1 protein-coding gene is annotated in these 250 nt (G+C 62.0%); it reads right to left on the bottom strand.

From position 1 onward, the window contains the following. Positions 1–166: 166 nt before the first annotated feature. On the bottom strand, positions 167–250 hold an 84-nt coding region (locus MTX34_RS26215), incomplete at its 5' end, for an IS3 family transposase (RefSeq protein WP_374640516.1).

Raw genomic sequence — 250 nt, 5'->3', positions numbered from 1 at the left:
CGCTCTTACCTGGCGCTGTGCGTCCACGCACCTGTCGGCGTCGACGCTTCTTCCCCTCCAACGACCGCACTCCCCCAGCAGTTCCCCGTATATCGCCGCACACTATCCCCATCGATGGACCATTGCATTGCACTGGACCCCGTGGGTTGGACTGCTAAAGCAAATCCTAGGCTGCGAGGGCCTGGGCTCGGTATCGCACCGGGCTCAGGCCGTCGAGACGTAGCGAGATGCGGTCATTGTTGAACCAGTC

It is taken from the genome of Rhodococcus sp. ARC_M5 (genome assembly GCF_022810405.1).
GTDB lineage: Bacteria > Actinomycetota > Actinomycetes > Mycobacteriales > Mycobacteriaceae > Rhodococcoides > Rhodococcoides navarretei.
The sequence above is the reverse complement of the archived record's forward strand: the minus strand, read 5'-3'. Positions and strand labels throughout refer to the sequence as shown.